This window comes from Microbacterium sp. RG1, assembly GCF_005347485.1.
In the GTDB taxonomy this organism is placed as follows: Bacteria; Actinomycetota; Actinomycetes; order Actinomycetales; family Microbacteriaceae; genus Microbacterium; species Microbacterium binotii_A.
This window is the reverse complement of record NZ_CP034121.1, coordinates 737,242-757,105: the sequence shown is the minus strand read 5'-3', so window position 1 is coordinate 757,105 and position 19,864 is coordinate 737,242. Positions and strand designations below refer to the sequence as shown.

The 19,864-nt window shown below is 69.2% G+C and carries 20 protein-coding genes; 5 read left to right on the top strand and 15 right to left on the bottom strand.

The window, feature by feature from the left end; translation table 11 throughout:
- Positions 1-36: 36 nt before the first annotated feature.
- Positions 37-540: a glutathione peroxidase gene (locus EHF32_RS03570; protein ID WP_137416851.1), complete on the top strand. Its 504-nt coding sequence runs from the start codon at positions 37-39 to the stop codon at positions 538-540.
- A gap of 1 nt (position 541) precedes the next feature.
- Here EHF32_RS03570 and EHF32_RS03565 read toward each other — a convergent pair whose 3' ends face one another.
- On the bottom strand, positions 542-1,216 hold the full coding sequence (locus EHF32_RS03565; RefSeq protein WP_137416850.1) for a DsbA family oxidoreductase: 675 nt from the start codon (positions 1,214-1,216) through the stop codon (positions 542-544).
- A 235-nt stretch (positions 1,217-1,451) separates the two neighbouring features.
- Here EHF32_RS03565 and EHF32_RS03560 point away from each other — a divergent pair, with 235 nt between their 5' ends.
- Complete coding sequence (locus EHF32_RS03560; protein ID WP_137416849.1) at positions 1,452-2,492, top strand: PIG-L family deacetylase; 1,041 nt, start codon at positions 1,452-1,454, stop codon at positions 2,490-2,492.
- 7 nt (positions 2,493-2,499) lie between these two features.
- Here the strand turns inward: EHF32_RS03560 and EHF32_RS03555 are convergent, their stop codons facing one another.
- Together EHF32_RS03555 and recO are read right to left on the bottom strand one after the other, a co-directional pair.
- A complete protein-coding gene (locus EHF32_RS03555) occupies positions 2,500-3,303 on the bottom strand; it encodes an isoprenyl transferase (protein WP_137416848.1) in 804 nt (267 codons plus the stop codon).
- Positions 3,300-4,028 carry a DNA repair protein RecO gene (gene recO / locus EHF32_RS03550; RefSeq protein WP_137416847.1) on the bottom strand — a complete coding sequence of 243 codons (729 nt, stop codon included), beginning with the start codon at positions 4,026-4,028 and terminating at the stop codon, positions 3,300-3,302. Before recO ends, EHF32_RS03555 begins: the two co-directional genes overlap by 4 nt.
- A gap of 35 nt (positions 4,029-4,063) precedes the next feature.
- On the opposite strand from recO, the gene EHF32_RS03545 reads away from it, so the two are divergent.
- The gene (locus EHF32_RS03545; RefSeq protein WP_137416846.1) at positions 4,064-4,765 is read left to right on the top strand and encodes a trimeric intracellular cation channel family protein; all 702 of its coding nucleotides are present in this window, start codon (positions 4,064-4,066) and stop codon (positions 4,763-4,765) included.
- A gap of 34 nt (positions 4,766-4,799) precedes the next feature.
- Here EHF32_RS03545 and leuA read toward each other — a convergent pair whose 3' ends face one another.
- From leuA to hrcA, 9 genes are all read right to left on the bottom strand, one after another.
- Positions 4,800-6,557, bottom strand: a complete 1,758-nt coding sequence (gene leuA / locus EHF32_RS03540) for a 2-isopropylmalate synthase (protein ID WP_137416845.1) — start codon at positions 6,555-6,557, stop codon at positions 4,800-4,802.
- 132 nt (positions 6,558-6,689) lie between these two features.
- Positions 6,690-7,586: a GTPase Era gene (era, locus tag EHF32_RS03535; RefSeq protein ID WP_137416844.1), complete on the bottom strand. Its 897-nt coding sequence runs from the start codon at positions 7,584-7,586 to the stop codon at positions 6,690-6,692.
- A complete protein-coding gene (locus EHF32_RS03530) occupies positions 7,583-8,893 on the bottom strand; it encodes a hemolysin family protein (RefSeq protein ID WP_137416843.1) in 1,311 nt (436 codons plus the stop codon). The genes era and EHF32_RS03530 overlap by 4 nt, the downstream gene beginning before the upstream one ends.
- Positions 8,890-9,366, bottom strand: coding sequence for an rRNA maturation RNase YbeY (gene ybeY, locus EHF32_RS03525; RefSeq protein ID WP_137416842.1), 477 nt, complete (start codon positions 9,364-9,366; stop codon positions 8,890-8,892). Before ybeY ends, EHF32_RS03530 begins: the two co-directional genes overlap by 4 nt.
- Positions 9,363-10,394 (bottom strand): PhoH family protein, encoded by a 1,032-nt coding sequence (locus EHF32_RS03520; protein WP_137419099.1) that lies wholly within the window; start codon positions 10,392-10,394, stop codon positions 9,363-9,365. Before EHF32_RS03520 ends, ybeY begins: the two co-directional genes overlap by 4 nt.
- A gap of 31 nt (positions 10,395-10,425) precedes the next feature.
- Positions 10,426-10,773 carry an HIT domain-containing protein gene (locus EHF32_RS03515; protein WP_137416841.1) on the bottom strand — a complete coding sequence of 116 codons (348 nt, stop codon included), beginning with the start codon at positions 10,771-10,773 and terminating at the stop codon, positions 10,426-10,428.
- Positions 10,774-10,796: 23 nt separating this feature from the next.
- A complete protein-coding gene (locus tag EHF32_RS03510; RefSeq protein ID WP_137416840.1) occupies positions 10,797-11,534 on the bottom strand; it encodes a 16S rRNA (uracil(1498)-N(3))-methyltransferase in 738 nt (245 codons plus the stop codon).
- Between the two features lie 4 nt (positions 11,535-11,538).
- Positions 11,539-12,648 carry a molecular chaperone DnaJ gene (gene dnaJ, locus EHF32_RS03505; protein WP_137416839.1) on the bottom strand — a complete coding sequence of 370 codons (1,110 nt, stop codon included), beginning with the start codon at positions 12,646-12,648 and terminating at the stop codon, positions 11,539-11,541.
- Between the two features lie 44 nt (positions 12,649-12,692).
- A complete protein-coding gene (hrcA, locus tag EHF32_RS03500) occupies positions 12,693-13,730 on the bottom strand; it encodes a heat-inducible transcriptional repressor HrcA (protein ID WP_137416838.1) in 1,038 nt (345 codons plus the stop codon).
- Positions 13,731-13,832: 102 nt separating this feature from the next.
- Here hrcA and EHF32_RS03495 point away from each other — a divergent pair, with 102 nt between their 5' ends.
- On the top strand, positions 13,833-15,248 hold the full coding sequence (locus tag EHF32_RS03495) for a carboxylesterase/lipase family protein (protein ID WP_137416837.1): 1,416 nt from the start codon (positions 13,833-13,835) through the stop codon (positions 15,246-15,248).
- A 1-nt stretch (position 15,249) separates the two neighbouring features.
- On the opposite strand, the gene hemW is transcribed toward EHF32_RS03495, so the two are convergent.
- Genes hemW through lepA form a run of 3 tightly spaced genes read right to left on the bottom strand, consistent with a single transcriptional unit; the run spans position 15,250 to position 19,010 of the window.
- A complete protein-coding gene (gene hemW / locus EHF32_RS03490; protein WP_137416836.1) occupies positions 15,250-16,464 on the bottom strand; it encodes a radical SAM family heme chaperone HemW in 1,215 nt (404 codons plus the stop codon).
- Positions 16,464-17,114: a DUF1990 family protein gene (locus EHF32_RS03485; protein WP_137416835.1), complete on the bottom strand. Its 651-nt coding sequence runs from the start codon at positions 17,112-17,114 to the stop codon at positions 16,464-16,466. The genes hemW and EHF32_RS03485 overlap by 1 nt, the downstream gene beginning before the upstream one ends.
- A gap of 51 nt (positions 17,115-17,165) precedes the next feature.
- Positions 17,166-19,010 carry a translation elongation factor 4 gene (lepA, locus tag EHF32_RS03480; RefSeq protein WP_137416834.1) on the bottom strand — a complete coding sequence of 615 codons (1,845 nt, stop codon included), beginning with the start codon at positions 19,008-19,010 and terminating at the stop codon, positions 17,166-17,168.
- 52 nt (positions 19,011-19,062) lie between these two features.
- Between lepA and EHF32_RS03475 the strand changes: the two genes are divergently transcribed.
- A complete protein-coding gene (locus EHF32_RS03475; RefSeq protein ID WP_137416833.1) occupies positions 19,063-19,800 on the top strand; it encodes an alpha/beta fold hydrolase in 738 nt (245 codons plus the stop codon).
- Positions 19,801-19,864: the final 64 nt, after the last annotated feature.

Genomic DNA, 19,864 nt, shown 5'->3' with positions numbered 1-19,864 from the left:
GACCGAGGGACCGCGCGGCGGCGTACTGTAAGGCTCATGAGCGCGACCACCGCCGAAGACCTCCGCAGCATCCCCTTCGCCGCCGCAGACGGCACCCAGAAGACCCTCGCCGAATACGGCCAGAACGTCCTCATGATCGTCAACGTCGCCTCCCGCTGCGGCCTCGCCCCGCAGTACGAACAGCTCGAGGAGCTGCAGCGCACCTACGGTGAGCGAGGCTTCACCGTGCTCGGATTCCCCTGCAACCAGTTCATGGGCCAGGAACCGGGATCCGTCGAGGAGATCCTCGAATACTGCTCGATGACGTGGGGCGTCACGTTCCCCGTGAACGACAAGGTGAAGGTCAACGGCCCCGGAGCCGCGCCCCTCTACAAGGCACTCAAGCGTGCGAAGGACGAAGAGGGCAAGCACGGCCCCATCCTCTGGAACTTCGAGAAGTTCGTGCTCACCCCCGCGGGTGACGTGCACCGGTTCCGCCCGACGACGAAGCCCGACGATCCGGCGATCGTCGAGGTCATCGAGCGGAACCTGCCCGCCTGATTCAGGCCGTCTCCGCGCCCTGCCGCTCCGCCCAAACCTGGCGGGCGATCTGCGCGAACGCCTCGGGCGGCTGCGCCCCGCTCACGCCGTAGCGCTCGTCGATGACGAAGAACGGGACGGCGTTGATCCCGTAGGCCGTCGCCTGCGCCTTGTCGGCCTCGACGGCGTCGAGGTACCGATTGCTCTCCAGCGCCTCGCGCGCGGCATCCGCATCCAGTCCGACCTCCGCTGCCAGTGCGACGAGATCGTCCACCCGACCCACATGGTGCCCTTCGACGAAGTAGGCGGCCATGAGACGCTCGGTCATCTCCCGCTGCAGACCCTGCTCCTTCGCGAAGTGCAGCAGCTGGTGCGCGAGCACCGTGTTGGTGTGCTGCAGCTTCTCGAAGTGATAGTCGAGACCGGCCTCGGCCGCCACGCCGGTGACACGGTCCAGCATCTGCCGAACCTGGTCGTGCGGCATCCCCTTGTACTCCGCGAGGAAGTCCACCTCGTTCCCGTGGAAGTCGACGGGAGTGTCAGGTGAGAGCTCGTAGGAGTGGAACGTCACTTCCACCCGCGGGGCGTCCTCGTCATCCGCGGTGGCCTTCAATCCGGCCTCGAGATTGCGCTTTCCGATGTAACACCACGGGCACGCGATGTCACTCCACACGTCGATACGAATCGGGTCTGTCATGACGGGAGCAACGGCGGCTCGACCTCCACTATTCCGACGCTCCACGACAAGAGCGACGAACGCTGAGAAGGTGCGAAGAATGGCCACGCAAGCGGGACGGGCTGTGCGAGACTTCTGGGGGCTGCCGTGGGGGTATGCCGGCACCTGAGCAACATGGGGAAAGCACGTGGGGACCCGAACCCCGGCGCGCGACGCGCGCCACGCACGACGGCGTCGACGCCGCACAGTCATCTGGGTGAGTTCGCTCATCGCCGTCCTGGCGGTGGGCGCCACCACGGCGGCAGCCGTGGTCCTGCCGCAGCTGCCGGCGTCCTTCCCGTTCGCCGCGGAGCCGTCACCCAGTTCGTCGCCCTCGGCGATCCACTCACCGGATCCCGCGCCGCTGCCCACGCCGGTGCAGACGCCCGACATCCCTCCGCCGCCCCCACCGCCACCGGCGCCGGTCTCCCCGCTCGCGCTCGGGTGCGACACGACGTCTGTGATGTCCGTGTGGGCCCACCAGGACGACGATCTGATCTTCGCGAACCCGTCGCTCCAGGAGGCTGTGAGCAACGGCGAATGCGTCCGCACGCTCTACCTGACCGCCGGAGACGCCGGCAAGGGCACGAACTACTCCCGGTCGCGCGAACTCGGCATCCTGCGTGCCTACAACACGATGCGCGGCGCACAGGCGTTCTGGGACGAGACCAGCATCACCACTCTGTCCGGCGCACACGTCACGTTGTTCTCCCGCCAGGGCGACCCCAAGTTGAGTGTGGCGTTCCTTCGTCTTCCCGACGGCGGTCTCGATGCGGGCGGGTTCACCGCCACCGGCCACGCCAGCATTCCGCAGCTGGAATCCGGCGCGATCCCGGCGCTCGCCCCCATCGACGGCGCACCGCCCCTCAGCGCCGCGGTGCTGCAGCAGACCGTCGCCGAGGCGATCACGGCGTGGGCACCCACCCGGTTGTTCACCCACGTTCCCGCCAACTCGCCCCTGACACAGGGCGATCACCCCGACCACGGCGCGACCGGCGCGATCGTACGGGCGGCGGCACAGAGCGTCGGGTATCCGACGGACGCCATCCGTTACTTCGTGGGATATCCCTCGCAGAATCTGCCCGTCAACCTCGGCGGCGATGTCCTCAATCGCAAGGTCGACACCTACCGCATCTACGCGAAGGAGGATCCGGTGATCGCCTGCGCAGACAACACCGCGTGCCTCGCCCGGAAGGGATTCGGCGCGTGGCTGCAGCGTTCGTATCCGAAGACGGACGCGGAGCTCGGCATCGGCTGAGGCCGCGTCACGCGCGAGGTGCGTCGACGGCGCCGCCGAACCGGCGATCGCGGCCCAGGTACATGTCGATCGCCCGCCACAGATCACGGCGGCCGAAGTCGGGCCAGAGGGTGTCGAGGAACACGAACTCGGCGTACGCGGACTCCCAGAGGAGGAAGTTGGAGGTGCGCTGTTCACCGCTGGATCGGACGAACAGGTCCACATCCGGCATATCAGGCTGGTAGAGCCGACGCTGGACGAGTTTCTCCGTGACGGCGGACGGCCGCAGGCGCCCGGCGGCGACATCATCCGCGATCGACCGCATGGCGTCGACGAGCTCGACCCGACCTCCGTAGTTCACGCACATCGTCAGCGTCAGCACCGTGTTGTCGCGCGTGAGCTCTTCGGCGTACTGGAGCTCTTTGATGACCGAGCCCCACAGCCGTGGTTTGCGGCCGGCCCACCGGACCCGCACGCCCCACTCGTTGAGCTGGTCGCGACGGCGGTGGAGCACGTCGCGGTTGAAGCCCATCAGGAAGCGCACCTCGTCGGGCGAACGGCTCCAGTTCTCCGTCGAGAACGCGTAGACGGAGAGGTGGGTGACGCCGGCCTGAATCGCACCGGCGACCACGTCCAGCAGGGCCGCCTCCCCCGCCTTGTGCCCCTCGACACGCGTGAGGCCGCGGCCGTTCGCCCATCGCCCGTTGCCGTCCATCACGATCGCCACGTGACGCGGCACCGTGCCGCGCTGGTAGGCGGGTGGATACTCCCCCGTCCAGTCGACCGGTCGATAGGGCACCGCATCCCGGTGCGTGTAGGGCTTCGGGCTCATCGGGCTCTTTCCACGTGGGACAGGGATCGGATGCCGCGCTCGAGATGCCACTGCGCATAGGCGGCGACGAGTCCGGAGGCGGACGCGTGCGTGCGCTCGGCAGCGGCATCCACGCTCTCCCAGTCGCCGGTCAGCAGCGCGCGGAGGTGGCCCGTGGTCTCGACATCGACGCGCGCGGACCCCGCGGGCGCGCAGGAGGGACACACCATGCCGCCCGCCTGAGCGACGAACGCGCTGTGCGGGCCGGGCGTGCCGCATCGCGCGCAGTCGTCGAGGCCCGGAGCCCAGCCCGAGAGGGCGAGGGCGCGCAGGAGGTAGGAGTCGAGGATGCTGCGCGGCGCATGATCGGCGCGAGCGAGCGCCCGCAAGCCTCCCACCAGCAGGAGATAGTGCGACGAGGACGCTTCGGCGTCGCCGAGCCGGTCGGCGGTCTCAGCCATCGCGCTCGCGGCCGTGTAGCTGTCGTAGTCGCCGGCGATGTCGGCGCCGTAGGTGCCCAGCGATTCGGCCTGCTGAACGATGTCGAGCGAGCGGCCCGCGTACAGCTGGACGTCGGCGACCATGAAGGGTTCCAGCCTCGCGCCCAGCCGGGACGACGTGCGGCGCACGCCCTTCGCGACGGCGCGGATCTTGCCGGTGCGGCGCCCGAGCATGGTGACGATCCGATCCGCCTCACCCAGCTTGTGGGTGCGCAGGACCACGACCTCGTCGCGATAGGTGGGCACACTCGATTATCCCGCGGAGCAGAGACAATGGATGCGTGACCGAGCCGCTCTTCGTGATCCCCCTGTGGGCCGATCTCACCGCCGTCGCCCTCGGAGGCGTGCAGGGCGCGCTCTTCGCGTCCGGCTTTCGCGGCCAGCGTCGCCTCGATCTGCTCGGGGTGGCGATCATCGGCATCCTGTTCGGCATGGGAGGCGGTCTGATCCGCGATCTGCTGCTCGGCGTCGCTCCCGCCACCCTGCAGAGTGACTGGTACCTGCTCACCGCGATGGCAGCATCCCTCATCGGGATGCTGCTGGCGGGCCTCTTCCAGCGTCTGAACCGGGTCATCGTCTCGCTCGACGCGTTCGTCATCGGACTCTTCGGTGCCTTCGGCACGAGCAAGGCCCTCGCCCTGGGGCTTCCGGTCGTTCCCGCCGTTTTCGTCGGCGTCTGCGCGGCCGTGGGCGGTGGGGTGCTCCGTGACGTGATCATGGGTCTGCCGGTCGCCATCATGCACGTCGGGTCGCTCTACGCCGTGGCCGCAGCGGCCGGATGCGTCGTGCTCGCGACGCTGGACGCGTTCGGAGTGAACCTCGTCGCCGCGGCGATCGTGGGGATCGCCGTGACGACCACCATCCGCATCCTCGCGGTGATCTTCGACCTGTCACTCCCGGAGCAGCGCATGCTGTACCGGCGCAAGGTCGCCGTGGAGACCGCGGCGATCCCGATCGTGCGCCCCGCCGCCGAGCCCGAGTGAACGCCCGCGGAGGTGGGGATGCGGGGATGCGGGATCAGGCGCTGGCGACCAGCTCGCGCTCGCGGGTGCGGATCGCGCGGTTGACGCTCGAGACGACCGCCTTGAGGCTCGCCGTGGAGATGTCTCCGTCGATGCCGACGCCCCACAGACGCTCGCCATCGACCTGCAGCTCGACATAGGCCGCCGCCTGCGCGTCGCCGCCTGCACTCATGGTGTGCTCGACGTAGTCGTACAGCGAGATGTCGAACCCACGGGTTCGCAGCACCTCGAGGAAGGCCGCGATGGGGCCGTTGCCGTTCGCGGTCGCATCCTCGACGGTGTCGCCGTCGCGCAGACGCACGTTCAGCTCGACGTCGCCGGTCATCTCGCTCGAGGTCCGAGTACCGAGGAGTTCGAAACGGCCCCAGCGGGCGTCTTCCGACTCCGAAGGCAGGTACTCGTCGGAGAAGACCGACCAGATCTGGTCGCTCGTGACCTCGCCGCCTTCGGCGTCGGTCTTGGCCTGAACGACCCCGGAGAACTCGATCTGGAGCTTGCGGGGCAGATCCAGCGCGTGGTCGGTCTTGAGCAGGTATGCCACCCCGCCCTTGCCCGACTGCGAGTTGACCCGGATGACGGCCTCATAGGACCGGCCCAGATCCTTGGGGTCGATCGGCAGATACGGTACGGCCCACTCGATCTCATCGACCGAGACACCGCGCGACGCCGCTTCGGCGGCCATCGCCTCGAAGCCCTTCTTGATGGCGTCCTGGTGCGAACCGCTGAAGGCCGTGAAGACGAGGTCGCCGGCCCACGGGCTGCGCTCGGGAACGGGCAACTGGTTGCAGTACTCGGCCGTGCGCTTGATCTGGTCGATGTCGCTGAAGTCGATCTGGGGGTCGATGCCCTGCGTGAACAGGTTGATCCCCAGGGCGACCAGGTCGACGTTGCCCGTGCGCTCACCGTTGCCGAACAAGCAGCCCTCGATGCGATCGGCGCCGGCCATGTAGCCCAGCTCCGCCGCGGCGACGGCCGTGCCGCGGTCGTTGTGCGGATGCAGCGAGATGATGACGTTCTCGCGATGGTTGAGGTTGCGCCCCATCCACTCGATCGAATCGGCGTAGACGTTCGGGGTCGCCATCTCCACGGTGGCGGGCAGGTTGATGATCACCTTGCGCTCGGGCGTCGGTTCCAGGATCTCGAGCACGGCGTTGCAGATCTCGGCCGCGAACTCGAGCTCGGTACCCGTGTAGCTCTCGGGCGAGTACTCGTAGTAGACCGCGGTCTCGGGGACGCGCTTCTCGTATTCGCGGCAGAGCCGCGCACCCTCGAGCGCGATGTCGATGATGCCCTGCTTGTCCGTCCGGAAGACGACGTCGCGCTGCAGCACGCTCGTGGAGTTGTACAGGTGGACGATCGCCTGCTTGGCACCGGCGATGGCCTCGTAGGTGCGCTCGATCAGGTGTTGGCGCGCCTGCGTGAGCACCTGGATGGTGACGTCGTCGGGGATGAGGTCCTTCTCGATCAGCTCACGCACGAAGTCGAAGTCCGTCTGGCTCGCGCTCGGGAAGCCGACCTCGATCTCCTTGTAGCCCATGCGCACGAGCAGGTCGAACATGACGCGCTTGCGCTCGGGACTCATCGGGTCGATCAGTGCCTGGTTGCCGTCGCGCAGATCGACCGCACACCAGCGCGGCGCCTCGGTGATGCGCTTGCCGGGCCAGGTGCGATCGGGCAGATCCACACGGATCTGCTCGTGGAACGGGCGGTACTTGTGCGTCGGCATGCCGGACGGCTTCTGAGTGTTCTCCATGGCTGCTTTCCTCGTCGGATGATGCGGGCCGTCGACGAGCTCCGCGACGAGAAGGGCCCTAGATCGAGGTCTCGTCGCGGCGACTAAGGAGAAGCACGGCCGCGCGCATGCCGACAGCTTACACCCGGCGAGTCAGAAGCCGAGGCGCCCCAGCTGCTTCGGGTCGCGCTGCCACTCCTTCGCCACGCGCACGTGCAGCGACAGGTACACCCGGCGCCCCAGCAGCTGCTCGATCCCGGCGCGCGAGGCCGCGCCCACATCGCGCAGGCGCTGCCCCTTGCGTCCGATGATGATCGCCTTCTGACTGTCACGTTCAACGACGATGTCGGCGAACACATCCGTCAGATCCGAATCCTCACGCTCGGAGATGTCTTGGACGACGACCGCGATGGAGTGCGGGAGCTCCTCGCGCGCATCGCCCAGGGCCGCTTCACGGATGATCTCGGCGATGCGGTCCTCCGTGGTCTCGTCCGTCACCACATCCGAGTCGTACAGCGCAGGACCGGCGGGCATGAGGGCCAGCAGCTCGTCGGAGAGCACTCCCAGCTGCTCTCCCGTCAGCGCGGAGAGCGGGATGACCGCATCCCAGTCCTCGCGGAGGGAGTCCACCTCGATCAGTCGCTCGGTGATCTGCTCACGGGATGCGGCATCCGTCTTCGTGACCACGGCGACCTTCCGCGCGCGGGGGTAGCCGTTCAACGACTCCGCGATGCGGCGGTCACCGGGACCGACCTTCTCGGTCGCCGGCGCGCAGAAGGCGATGACGTCGACGTCACCGAGCACATCCTCGACCAGGTCGTTCAGGCGCTGCCCGAGCAGGGTGCGGGGTCGGTGCAGTCCCGGCGTGTCGACGACGACGAGCTGGCCGGCCGGCCGATTCACGATGCCGCGGATCGCGCGACGCGTCGTCTGCGGCTTCTCGCTCGTGATGGCGATCTTCTCGCCCACGAGCGCGTTGGTGAGCGTCGACTTGCCGACGTTCGGGCGGCCCACGAATGTCACGAAGCCGCTGCGGTGCTCGTCGGTCATCGTTCTCCCTTCACCGGCACGGGGATCGAACCCGTCCGGGTATCCGTCTGCGGTTCCGGGGCACGCTCGACCAGGACCGTCGCGAGTCCGCGCCCCCGCCCGCGCGACGCCCCGCCTGTCAGGTTGAGGCCCTCGTACGTGACGCTGGCACCGGGCTGCGGAACCCGGCCCAGCACCTTGCCCAAGAGCCCGCCGATGGAATCGACCTCGTCGTCGTCGAGCTCGAGGCCGAACAACTCACCGACCGCGTCCAGGCCGAGGCGAGCGCTCACCCGATAGCGATCGGGGCTGAGCTCGACGACTTCCGTCGCCGGGGCGTCGTACTCGTCGGCGATCTCCCCCACGAGCTCCTCGATGACGTCCTCGAGGGTCACGAGCCCCGCGATGCCGCCGTACTCGTCGACGACCATGCACACGTGCACCGCGTCGCGCTGCATCTGCTGCAGCAACGGCTCGACGCGCATCGACTCGGGCACGAAAACGGGGACGCGTGCCAGCTGCGCCACCGACTGCGCACCCCAGTCCTGCTCGTCACGGAACGCGCGACGCACGAGGTCCTTGAGATAGAGGATGCCGCTGACGTCTTCGCCGTCGGCGGTGAGGACGGGGATGCGCGAGACCCCCGTGTCGAGGAAGATCCGCAGCGCCTCTCGCGCCGTGTCGTCCTCCGCGAGCGTGACGAGGTCGGTGCGCGGCACCATGACGGCGCGCACGTAGGTGCCGGTGAACTCGAAGACCGAGTGGATCAGCTCGCGGTCGTCCTCTTCGATCAGGTCGTGCATGGCGGCTTCGTCGACCATGCTGAGCAGCTGTTCCTCGGTGTCGAAGGATGCCCCGCGCGCGCCGCCCGGTGTCACCCGACTGCTCAGCGCGACGAGGCCGTGTGCGAGCGGGCCGAGGAGGATGCGGACGCCCCGGATCACCGGCGCGGCTCCGCGCAGCAGACCCTCGGCATGGCGACGACCCACCGAGCGGGGGCTGACACCGACAGCGACGAACGACAGGCCCGTCATGAGCACGACGGCCGCCAGGATCGCCCACCAGACGTTGTCGAACAGCTGGTCGAACGCGGCGGTCACGAGCACCGCGGCACCGGTCTCCGCCAGGACGCGGATGAAGGCCACCGCGTTGGCGTGCGCCTCCGGGTCGGCGCTGATACGACCGAGCGGCACGGCGTTGCGCCCGGACCCCGAGAGATCGACGAGGTCCTGGCGCGAGGTGACGCCGAACGCCGCGTCGATCGCGGCCATGAGAGCGCCGAACGCGATGAGCAGAACGGCCGCGGTCAGCAGCAGCGCAGCGGTCATCCCCGCGCCCTGCGCCGCTCGGCGAGGGTGAAGGCGACGATGAGATCGCGTTGCAGGCCGAACATCTCGGCTGCATCATCGGGCTCGGCGTGATCGAAGCCGAGCAGGTGCAACAGCCCGTGCGTGGTGAGCATGATCAGCTCGTCCTGCATCGGATGCGGCGGCTTCGCCTCACGCGCCTGGGTCTCGGCGACCTGCGGGCACAGCACGATGTCGCCCAGGAGGCCGGAAGGCGTCGGGGCCTCTTCGGAGCCGGGCCGCAGCTCGTCCATCGGGAAGCTCAGCACGTCGGTCGGTCCCGGCTCGTCCATCCACTGCACGTGCAGCGCCTCCATGGCGCCCTCGTCGACCAGCAGGATCGCGACGTCGGCGTCCGCGCTGATGTGGAGCTCGGAGAAGTTGCTCTCCATGAGTCGCAGCAGCACGGTCTCGTCGACGTCGATTCCGGACTCGTTGGTGATCTCGATCGTCATGAGCGTCCTCGCTTCGGAAGGTGGTCGCGCGCGCCCCCGCGCCTCTGGGCACGATTGGCGAGCTCGCTGGCCTCATCCCGCTCACGCCGGGAGGCGAGGCGTCGCTCATCGAACTCGGTGTAGGCGTCGACGATCTTCCCGACGAGGGTGTGGCGCACCACGTCGTCGCTGGTGAGGTAGGAGAAGTGGATGTCGTCGATGTCTTTGAGCACCCGCGTCACCAGGCGCAGGCCGGATGCTCCCTGCGGCAGGTCGATCTGAGTGATGTCGCCGGTGACGACCATGCGTGTGCCGAACCCCAGGCGGGTGAGGAACATCTTCATCTGCTCGGGCGTCGTGTTCTGCGCTTCGTCGAGCACCACGAAGGAGTCGTTGAGCGTCCGCCCGCGCATGTAGGCGAGCGGCGCCACCTCGATGGTTCCACTCGCCATGAGCTTGGGAACGAGCTCCGGGTCGAGCATCTCGTTGAGCGCGTCGTAGAGAGGCCGCAGGTACGGATCGATCTTGTCGGTCAGCGAGCCGGGGAGGAACCCGAGGCGCTCCCCCGCTTCGATCGCCGGCCGGCTGAGGATGATGCGACTGACCTCCTTGCGCTGGAGCGCCTGGACGGCCTTCGCCATCGCCAGGTAGGTCTTGCCTGTGCCAGCGGGGCCGATGCCGAACACGATCGTGTTCTCTTCGATCGCGTCGACATAGGCCTTCTGCCCGAGCGTCTTCGGGCGGATGACCTTGCCGCGCGACGACAGGATCGCCTCGCCCATGACCTCCGACGGACGCATCCCGCCGTCGGTGTCGAGGATGCGGCGCGACGACGCGACGTCGGCGGGGCCGAGGTCCTGCCCGCGGCGGGTCATGACCAGCAGCTCCTCCACGAGCGTCTTCGCTGCGGCGACCTCGGCGGCCGAACCCGAGAGGGTGATCTCGTTGCCGCGCACGTGGACGTCGACATCCGGATGCTCGCGCTCGACCACGCGCAGGAGGCGGTCCTGCGGTCCGAGAAGCTGCACCATGGCGATGCCGTCGGCCATCAGCTTCTCGACGGCTTCGGGCTGGGGCTGCTCAGGCACCGACACTCCCCTCCGAAAGATCGCCGGCGAGGACGTGCGCGTGCACGTGGAAGACGGTCTGACCGGCGCCGGCACCAGAGTTGAAGACGAGGCGGAAGTCGCCGTCCGCGTGCTGCGCGGCGACCGAGCCGGCGACCTCGACCATCTCGGCGAGCAGATCGGGCGCCTGCGCCGCGAGCGACACGACGTCGCGGTACTCGGAAGTCTTCGGGATGACCAGAAGGTGGACGGGAGCCTGGGGCGCGATGTCACGGATGACGAAGACGCGCTCGGTCTCGACGAGGATCTCCGCGGGGATCTCGCCCTGCAGGATGCGGGTGAACACGGACGGCTCGCTCATTCCTCCAGTCTATGCGCGCGCGTTCACCACCGACCCAGGAGAGCCTCGATGGCGGCGAGGGCGGCGGGTCCCGCGGTCGAGGTGCGGAGGACTCCGCTTCCGAGCCGGACCGGGTGCGCGCCCGCGGCGGCGAACGTGTCGAGCTCGCCCGCGTCGATCCCTCCTTCGGGCCCCACGACCAGCAAGATCTCGGGGGCACCGTGCAGCTCCTGCATCCTGGCGCTGAGCGACTCGGATGCGCCGGGCTCCAGCACGAGCGTCGGGACGGTGGCCGCGCGCTGCGCGATCTGCGCGCTGGTGCGGACCTCGCTCACTTCCGGCACCCACGCGCGATGCGCCTGCTTGGCGGCCTCGCGGACGATCTGCGCCCAGCGGGCGCGGCCTTTGACCGCCTTGGCGGAGTCCCAGCGCGAGACGCTGCGCGCGGCCTGCCAGGGCACGACCTCGGCGACGCCGAGCTCCGTCGCGGCCTGCACCGCCATCTCGTCGCGATCGCCTTTCGCCAGCGCTTGAACGAGGACGAGGCGCGGCGCGGGGGCCGGAACGTCCTCGCGCCGCCCGATCTCGACCGCCACTTCGCGCGGCGCGACGCTGACGCACGTCCCGGTCGCCCAGACGCCCCGTCCGTCACCGATCGTGACCTCCTCGCCGACGCGCACGCGCCGCACGGTGGCGGCGTGGTGCGCCTCGGCTCCGGTCAGCACGACCGTGCGGCCGGGATGCGCATCGGAGGCGTCGTCGAGCAGGAAGTGCAGCGCCATCGGATCAGCCGTTGCGGAAGCGGTCGCGCAGCTTGGCGAACAGGCCCTGCTGGAACTCCGACAGGCGGGGAGCCGGCGCCTTCGTCTTCTTCGCGAACTCCTCGATGAGCGCCCGCTCCTTGTGGTCGAGGCGGGTCGGGGTGACCACGTGCACGCCGATCTTCAGGTCGCCGCGCTGATTGCCGCGAAGCGGCGTGATCCCGCGTCCCTTGATCGTCAGCACGTCGCCGGCCTGGACTCCGGCGCGCAGTTCGAGTTCGACGTGACCGTCCAGCGCCTCGATGCGGGTGGTGGTGCCGAGGATGGCGTCGGGCATCGAGACGTCGAGCGTCGCGAGCAGGTCGTCGCCGTCGCGACTGAAGACCTCGTCGGCGGCCACCGTGATCTCCAGATACAGGTCGCCGTGGGGGCCTCCCGCAGGGCCCACCTCGCCCGAGCCGGGAAGCTGCAGGCGCAGGCCCGTCTCGACGCCCGCGGGGATGTCGACCGAGACCGTGCGACGCGCACGCACCCGACCCTGGCCCTGGCAGGTGGCGCACGGGTACGGGATGGTGGTGCCGTATCCCTGGCACGTCGCGCAGGGCTGGTTGGTGACGACGTTGCCGAGCAGGCTGCGGACCGTGCGCTGCACGTGGCCGCTGCCGTGGCAGATGTCGCACGTGACCGGCGACGTGCCGGGCTGGCAGCACCCGCCCTCGCACGTCTCGCACAGCACAGCGGTGTCCACCTCGATGTCGCGGTGGGCGCCGAAGATCACCTCTCGCAGCTCGAGCGTCACGCGCACGAGGGCATCCTGGCCGCGTTCGGTGCGCGAGCGCGGGCGCACCCGTCCTGCGCCGCCGCCGCCGAAGAACGTGTCGAAGATGTCGCTGAACCCGCCGAAGCCCTGCGCACCACCGAATCCGCCGCCGTCGCTGCCCATGTCGTACCGGCGACGCTGCTCACTGTCGCTCAGCACGTCGTAGGCGTGCGTGACGAGCTTGAAGCGCTCCGCCGCATCCTCACCGGGGTTCACATCGGGATGCAGCTGGCGCGCGAGCTTGCGGTACGCCTTCTTGATGTCGTCCTGCGATGCGTCGCGAGGCACCCCGAGTACTTCGTAGTGGTCTGCCACTTCAGCCTTCCCGTCCGCGTGCCGCGGAATCGTCTCGCACGCGCTCAGCGCGCGCGTTCGTCGTCTTCCAGCAGCCGGCTCAGGTAGTGAGCCACGGCGCGGACGGCCGCGAGGTTGCTGGAGTAGTCCATCCGGGTGGGTCCGAGCACGCCCACGCGCGCCTGACCTCCGGTCGTGTCGTAATCGCTGGCCACCACCGACGCCTCGACGAGTCCGAACGCCTCGTTCTCGCGTCCGATGGATGCGGCGAGCCCCTGCTCGTCGGCCACCATCTCGCCCATCAGACGCAGCAGCGTCACCTGCTCCTCGATCGCTTCCAGCAGCGGGTAGATGCTGCCGCGGAAGTCGCCCTCGGCCCGGGCGAGGTTGGCGGTTCCCGCCATGACCAGCCGGTCCTGCCGGAACTCGTCGAGCTCCTCGCCGACGGTGCGCAGGAGCGCGCCAAGGGCGCGGTCGGCCCGACTGTCGGTCAACGTCTCGGCCAGAGCCTGCGCCACGCGTTGCGTGCCCTCGCGCACGGGCCGCCCGGTCACGAGCACCGACACCTGCGCGCGGAGCGTCGCCACATCCGTCTCCTCGAGCGGCTCGGGCCCTGCCATCAGACGCTGCGACACCCGACCGGTGTCGGTGACGAGCACGACGACCAGACGCGACCCGCCGAGGTGGACGAGTTCGACGTGCGTGATGCTCGCGCGCTCGAACGACGGATACTGCACCAGGGCGACCTGACCGGTGAGTTGGGTCAGCGCACGGACTGTGCGCCCGAGCATGTCGTCCAGATCGGCCGGAGCCCCGAGGAACGCCGTGATCGCCGAGCGCTGGGCACTCGTGAGGGGCCGCAGTTCGGCGAGGTGGTTCACGAAGACGCGGTAGCCCTTGTCGGTCGGCACCCGACCGGACGAGGTGTGCGGTGCGGTGATGAGCTCCTCGTCCTCGAGCAGCGCCATGTCGTTGCGGATCGTCGCGGCGGACACGCCGAACGAATGACGTTCGACGATCGACTTGCTGCCGACGGGTTCGCGCGTCTCCACGTAGTCCTGGACGATCGCCCGAAGCACGTCGAGCCCCCGATCGCTGACCATGCGCACTCCCTCCTGGCACTCGAGGTCTGGGAGTGCCAATTCTAGCGCGCTCGCGAGGCGAGTCGCCGGTAGGCCGCCCGTAGACTCTCGAGAGGAGGTCGCATGTCGCATCCCGTCATCCACACCGAGACCGGAGTCGTATCCGGAGCCCTCTCCGAGGGGATCGAGCGCTACCTCGGCGTCCCCTACGCGAAACCACCGGTCGGAGCGCGCCGATTCGCTCTTCCCGAGCCGGTCGCGACCTGGGACGGGGTGCGAGAGGCCACCGTGTTCGGGCCCTCATCGCCGCAGTCGCCCTATCCGGGCGAGATCGGCAAGCTCCTCCCCTCGACCCTGATCCCCGGCGACGACATCCTGACGGTGAACGTGTGGCGACCGGCGGATGCGGACGGCGCCGCGGTCATGCTCTGGTTCCACGGTGGAGCGCTCGAGCGCGGCACGGCGGCGATCAGCGTGTACGACGGCACCCCGTTCGCCCGCGACGGCGTCGTCTTCGTCTCGGCGAACTACCGTCTGGGCGCCGAGGGGTTCTCGGTCCTGCCCGGTGCACCCAGGAACATCGGGCTCGCGGATGCGGCCGAGGCACTGCGGTGGACCCATCGGAACATCGCCCGCTTCGGCGGCGATCCCTCGCGGATCACGATCTTCGGCGAGTCCGCCGGCGGTGCCGTCGTCGCTGCGCTTCTGGCCCGCGAGGACCTGCGCCCGCTCATCGCGGGGGCGATCATCGAGTCGGGGCCGCTGGACGCCGCGACGCCCGAGCGCGCCGCCCGGCCCGCGCGCGACATCGCTCGCCGGCTCGGAATCCCCGCCACCGCCGAGGAGTTCCGCCGGATCCCGCCGGAGCGTCTCGTCGCGGCGAGGGACGAACTCTCGGCGGCATCCACCCTGCTCAAGGCGGCACCGGGATACAACGCGACCATCGATCCGATGACACTCCCGGAGAACCCCCGACGCGCCCTCGTCGATGTCGACGTTCCGGTCATCATCGGCACCAACACCGACGAGTACCGCCTCTGGTATCCACCCGAGGCGCTCGCGAAGCTCTCGCGGCGGACGTACGCCCTCCTCGCGCTCGCGAAGCGTCTGCCGCGCGGCGTATGGCGCGCGTACCGGACCGCGCTGCCCGACGCCCCTGCGGGAGAGATCATCGGACAGGTGCTGACGGATCTGCTGGTGCGGCAGCCGGCGATCGAGGTCGCACGGTTGCGCGGCGCACCCACGTTCGTCTACGAGTTCGCCTGGCCGAGCCCGGTCCGCGACCTCCGCGCCGCGCACGCCCTCGAACTCGGCTTCGTCTTCGACGCGCTCGGCGACGATGGCGCCATCACGATGGGCGGCACCCGGGCCCCGCAGCAGCTGGCCACGCGCATGCACGCCGACTGGATCCGCTTCGCCGAGACCGGCGATCCCGGCTGGCCCACCTTCCGCGACGGCTCGCTCGTGCGCCGCTACGACACCGTGACAGAAGACGTCGCCCTGCCGCGTGCGGAAGTGCTCGCGGCACTCGCCCGCTGACTCAGTCGGTCAGCGCGCGCACGACCGCGTCGGCCAGGAGCCGGCCACGACGCGTGAGGACGATCCGACCGCGCAGGGCGGCCGCCCCCTCCACCAGGCCGTCGGCGATGAGCCCGGCCACGGCGCCGCGTCGATCGGCCGGGACCACCTCGACCGGAAGCCCCTCACGGATGCGGGACTCCAGCAGGATGCGCTCGAGGGTGCGGGCCTCCTGGTCGGGGACCTCCCTCGCCGCCGCCGGAGACGACCCTAGCGAGAGCCGCTGCGCGTACGCGGCCGGGTGCTTCACGTTCCACCAGCGCACTCCGGCGACGTGGCTGTGCGCACCCGGACCGAACCCCCACCAGTCTGTTCCGCGCCAGTAGGCGAGGTTGTGGCGTGAGCGGTGGTCTGTGCCGCGCGCCCAATTGGACACCTCGTACCATTCGTAGCCCGCATCCGCCATCGCGTCGTCGACGAGCTCGTACATCTCGGCCTGCAGGTCGTCGTCGGGCGCGGGCACCTCACCGGAGCGGATGCGGCGGGCCAGCTTCGTTCCATCCTCGATGATGAGCGCGTAGGCGGAGAGATGATCCGGCTCCAGCGCGAGGGCGGCATCGACCGATGCGCGCCAATCGGAGAGGGACTCCCCCGGTGCGCCGTAGATCAGATCGACGCTCACGTCGAGCCCGGCCGCCCGCGCCCCCGCGACGGCCGCGGCGACGTTGACGGGATCATGCGTGCGATCGAGTGCGGCGAGCACGTGGGGGACGCTCGACTGCATGCCGATCGAGACGCGGGTCACTCCCGCCTCGGCGAGCTCGGCGAGGGACGCGGGGGTTACCGAGTCGGGATTGGCCTCGACCGTGATCTCGGCGCCCGGCGCGATGCCGAAGCCTTCGCGGACGGCGTGCAGCATCCCGCCCAGCGCCGCCGACGAGAGCAGGGTCGGCGTGCCCCCGCCGAAGAAGACGGTCTGCGCCGGCCGCGGGGCGTCTGCCAGCACCCGGGTCGCCAACGCGATCTCACGGCTCAGATCGTCGGGATAGTCGTCGCGTCGGTGGCCGCGCAGCTCATCGGCCGTGTAGGTGTTGAAGTCGCAGTATCCGCAGCGCACACGGCAGTAAGGGACGTGGATGTAGACCCCGAAATCGGTGTCGCAATCCACCACGGTGCCCTCGGGGAGAGCCCCGTCGGCGGGTGCGATGTCGCCGTCGGGAAGTACGGATGGGGTCATCAGGCGGGGGTCGTGTACATGGGTGAGATCGCGCGCAGGTACCGACTGAACAACTCGCGGCGGCGGCGGCGCACGAGTGCGGGGAGAAGGCGGTAAAGCGGCGCCACCGGGCGGTCGAACGCGCGAACGGTGAACCAGACCTCGTCATCGCCGCGCCACTCGATCATGAACGATTCCTCACCGCTCACCACCGAGTCGCGCACCGTGCCGAGCGCGAACCCGATACGGCGCTTCTCCTCGACCACGAAGATCACGCGCAGCTCGGCGTCGACGCGATAACCGCCGATACGGCCGCGCACGTGCACCGACGAACCGGCGGCCACGTACGGCGTTCCGTCCGCATCGAAGCGCTGGTCGGCGTCGAGGCGGCTCGGCGCGATGGGCTGGCCCTCGTCATCGAACGAGACGCCCGAGTAGCTCGGATCGGATGCGGGGCGCACCTCGGCGATCGAGATGCCGCCGTCACGGAGGGCACTCCAGGACAGCAGCGCATCTCCCGCCGAGCGGAAGCGCTCCTCGCCGCTGCCGAGCTTCCACGACTCCTCGGCGGGGATGCTCTTCTCCGGCGGGTACTGGAGGAGGTCGGGAGCCTGCGTCGCCCCGACGGCGGCGTAGTCGACGGTCTCGTCCCGGAAGGTCCCACGGCGCATGGTCTCCAGCGTACCGAGCCGGCCTGGATGCACGATCCGAATGTGAATCCCCTACTTCTTCGTCTCGACGTCACCCGACAGCGCGGCGATGAAGGCCTCCTGGGGCACCTCGACGCGTCCGACCATCTTCATACGCTTCTTGCCCTCCTTCTGCTTCTCGAGCAGCTTGCGCTTACGCGTGATGTCACCGCCGTAGCACTTGGCGAGCACGTCTTTGCGGATGGCGCGGATGTTCTCGCGGGCGATGATCCGCGCTCCGATGGCGGCCTGGATCGGAACCTCGAACTGCTGACGAGGGATGAGCTTGCGCAGCCGCTCGGTCATCATCGTGCCGTAGGCGTACGCCTTATCACGGTGCACGATCGAGCTGAAGGCGTCGACCTTCTCGCCCTGCAGGAGGATGTCGACCTTCACGAGGTCGGCGGTCTGGGACCCGGCCGGTTCGTAGTCCAGGCTGGCGTAGCCCTGCGTGCGGCTCTTGAGGTGGTCGAAGAAGTCGAAGACGATCTCACCCAGCGGCATGTTGTAGCGCAGCTCGACGCGGTCCTCGCTGAGGTAGTCCATGCCCAGCAGCGTCCCGCGGCGCGATTGGCACAGCTCCATCACGGTGCCCACGTAGTCCTTCGGCAGCAGGATGCCGACCTTGACGACCGGCTCGGAGACCTCGGCCACGCGGCCGTCCGGGTACTCGCTCGGGTTGGTGACGGTGACCGTCTCCCCCGTGTCCGTCATGACCTCGTACGTCACGGAGGGCGCGGTGGTGATCAGGTCGAGACCGAACTCGCGCGAGAGGCGCTCGGTGATGATCTCGAGGTGCAGGAGCCCGAGGAACCCGCAGCGGAAGCCGAAGCCCAGGGCGACGGAGGTCTCCGGCTCGTACTGCAGCGACGCGTCGGACAGCTTGAGCTTGTCGAGCGCCTCGCGCAGCTCCGCGTAGTCACTGCCGTCGATCGGGTAGATGCCCGAGAAGACCATCGGCTTGGGGTCTGTGTAACCGGGCAGCGCGTCGGTGGCGGGCTTGCGGTGGTTCGTGATCGTGTCGCCGACCTTCGACTGGCGCACGTCCTTCACGCCCGTGATCAGGTATCCCACCTCCCCGACGCCGAGGCCCCTGGTGGGAACCGGCTCGGGGCTGGATACGCCGATCTCGAGCAGTTCGTGGGTGGCCTTGGTCGACATCATCTGGATCCGCTCACGCGGCTCGAGCTTGCCGTCGACCATCCGGACGTAGGTCACGACACCGCGGTACGCGTCGTAGACGGAGTCGAAGATCATCGCGCGTGCCGGGGCCGCGGGGTCTCCGACGGGTGCGGGGATGCGCTCGACGATCCGATCCAGCAGCGCTTCGACACCCATGCCGGTCTTGCCGCTGACGCGAAGCACGTCCGCGGGGTCGCCGCCGATGAGTCCCGCGAGTTCGGCGGCGTACTTCTCGGGATCGGCCGCGGGCAGGTCGATCTTGTTGAGGACCGGGATGATCGTGAGGTCGTTCTCGAGCGCGAGGTACAGGTTCGCGAGCGTCTGCGCTTCGATACCCTGCGCCGCATCCACCAGGAGGATCGCGCCCTCGCACGCAGCGAGCGATCGGCTCACCTCGTAGGTGAAGTCGACGTGCCCGGGGGTGTCGATCATGTTGAGCGCGTACGTGCCGTTCGCGTCCGACCAGGGCATCCGCACGGCCTGGCTCTTGATCGTGATGCCGCGCTCGCGCTCGATGTCCATGCGGTCGAGGTACTGCGCCCGCATGTCGCGGTCGGCGACGACACCGGTGATCTGCAGCATCCGATCGGCCAACGTCGACTTGCCGTGGTCGATGTGGGCGATGATGCAGAAGTTGCGGATCAGCTCGGGCGGAGTCGCGGACGGCTGCAGGGGCTTGAGGGCGCGCGGTGACATGTTCCGTCGATTCTACGGGGAGCAGCCGCCCGCCCGAGCCTAGGCTGGGGCGATGACGGTGCAGGTGGTCCTGGTGCACGGGATCCGGACGTCCGCTTCCATGTGGCGCGCCCAGCGGGCGAGCCTCGAGGCCGCGGGCATCGGCGTGGCCGCCGTGGACCTTCCCGGTCACGGCAAGCGCATGGCCGAGCCGTTCACCCTCGACGAGGCGTTCGCGACGATCGACCGTGCCGTGCGCGCCGCGGCCGAGCGCGGGCCCGTTCTGCTGGTCGGTCACTCCATGGGCGGACTGCTGTGCATCGAGTACGCGGGGCGCGTCGATCCCCCGCCGATCGCCGGGTTCATCGCCGCATCCTGCACCGCGGTGCCGCGCGGGCTGGGACTGCGCATCTACCGGACGCTGGCCCGCGGCTTCGACGCGCTCCCCGATCGCGGGATGCGGCTGACCCGGTACGTGCTCTCGCGAACGCTTCCCGAGCACACTCGAGACGACTTCGGCGCGGGCGGATACGCCCTCGACGCCCAGGACGGCGCGCTCGCGCAGCTCGCTCGGCTCGACGTGCTTGCCTCTCTCGCCCGCATCCACGTACCGCTGTGGTTCGTCAACGGCCAGTACGACCAACTGCGCGTCAGCGAGCGTCTCTTCCAGCGCATCGCGCCCCACGCGGAACTCATCGTCATCCCCCGCACGAGCCACCTCGTGTCGGCGATGCGCCCCGAGGCCTTCGACGCGGTGATCGCACTCGCCGTCGCGACGATCGAGGCGGGCGCGCGGGACCCCGTCTGGTAGACTCCTTGTTTGGCTTGCGCGTGAAGGGTTTTCCCGCTCTTCACGACCGCCGCGAAGCGCCCCT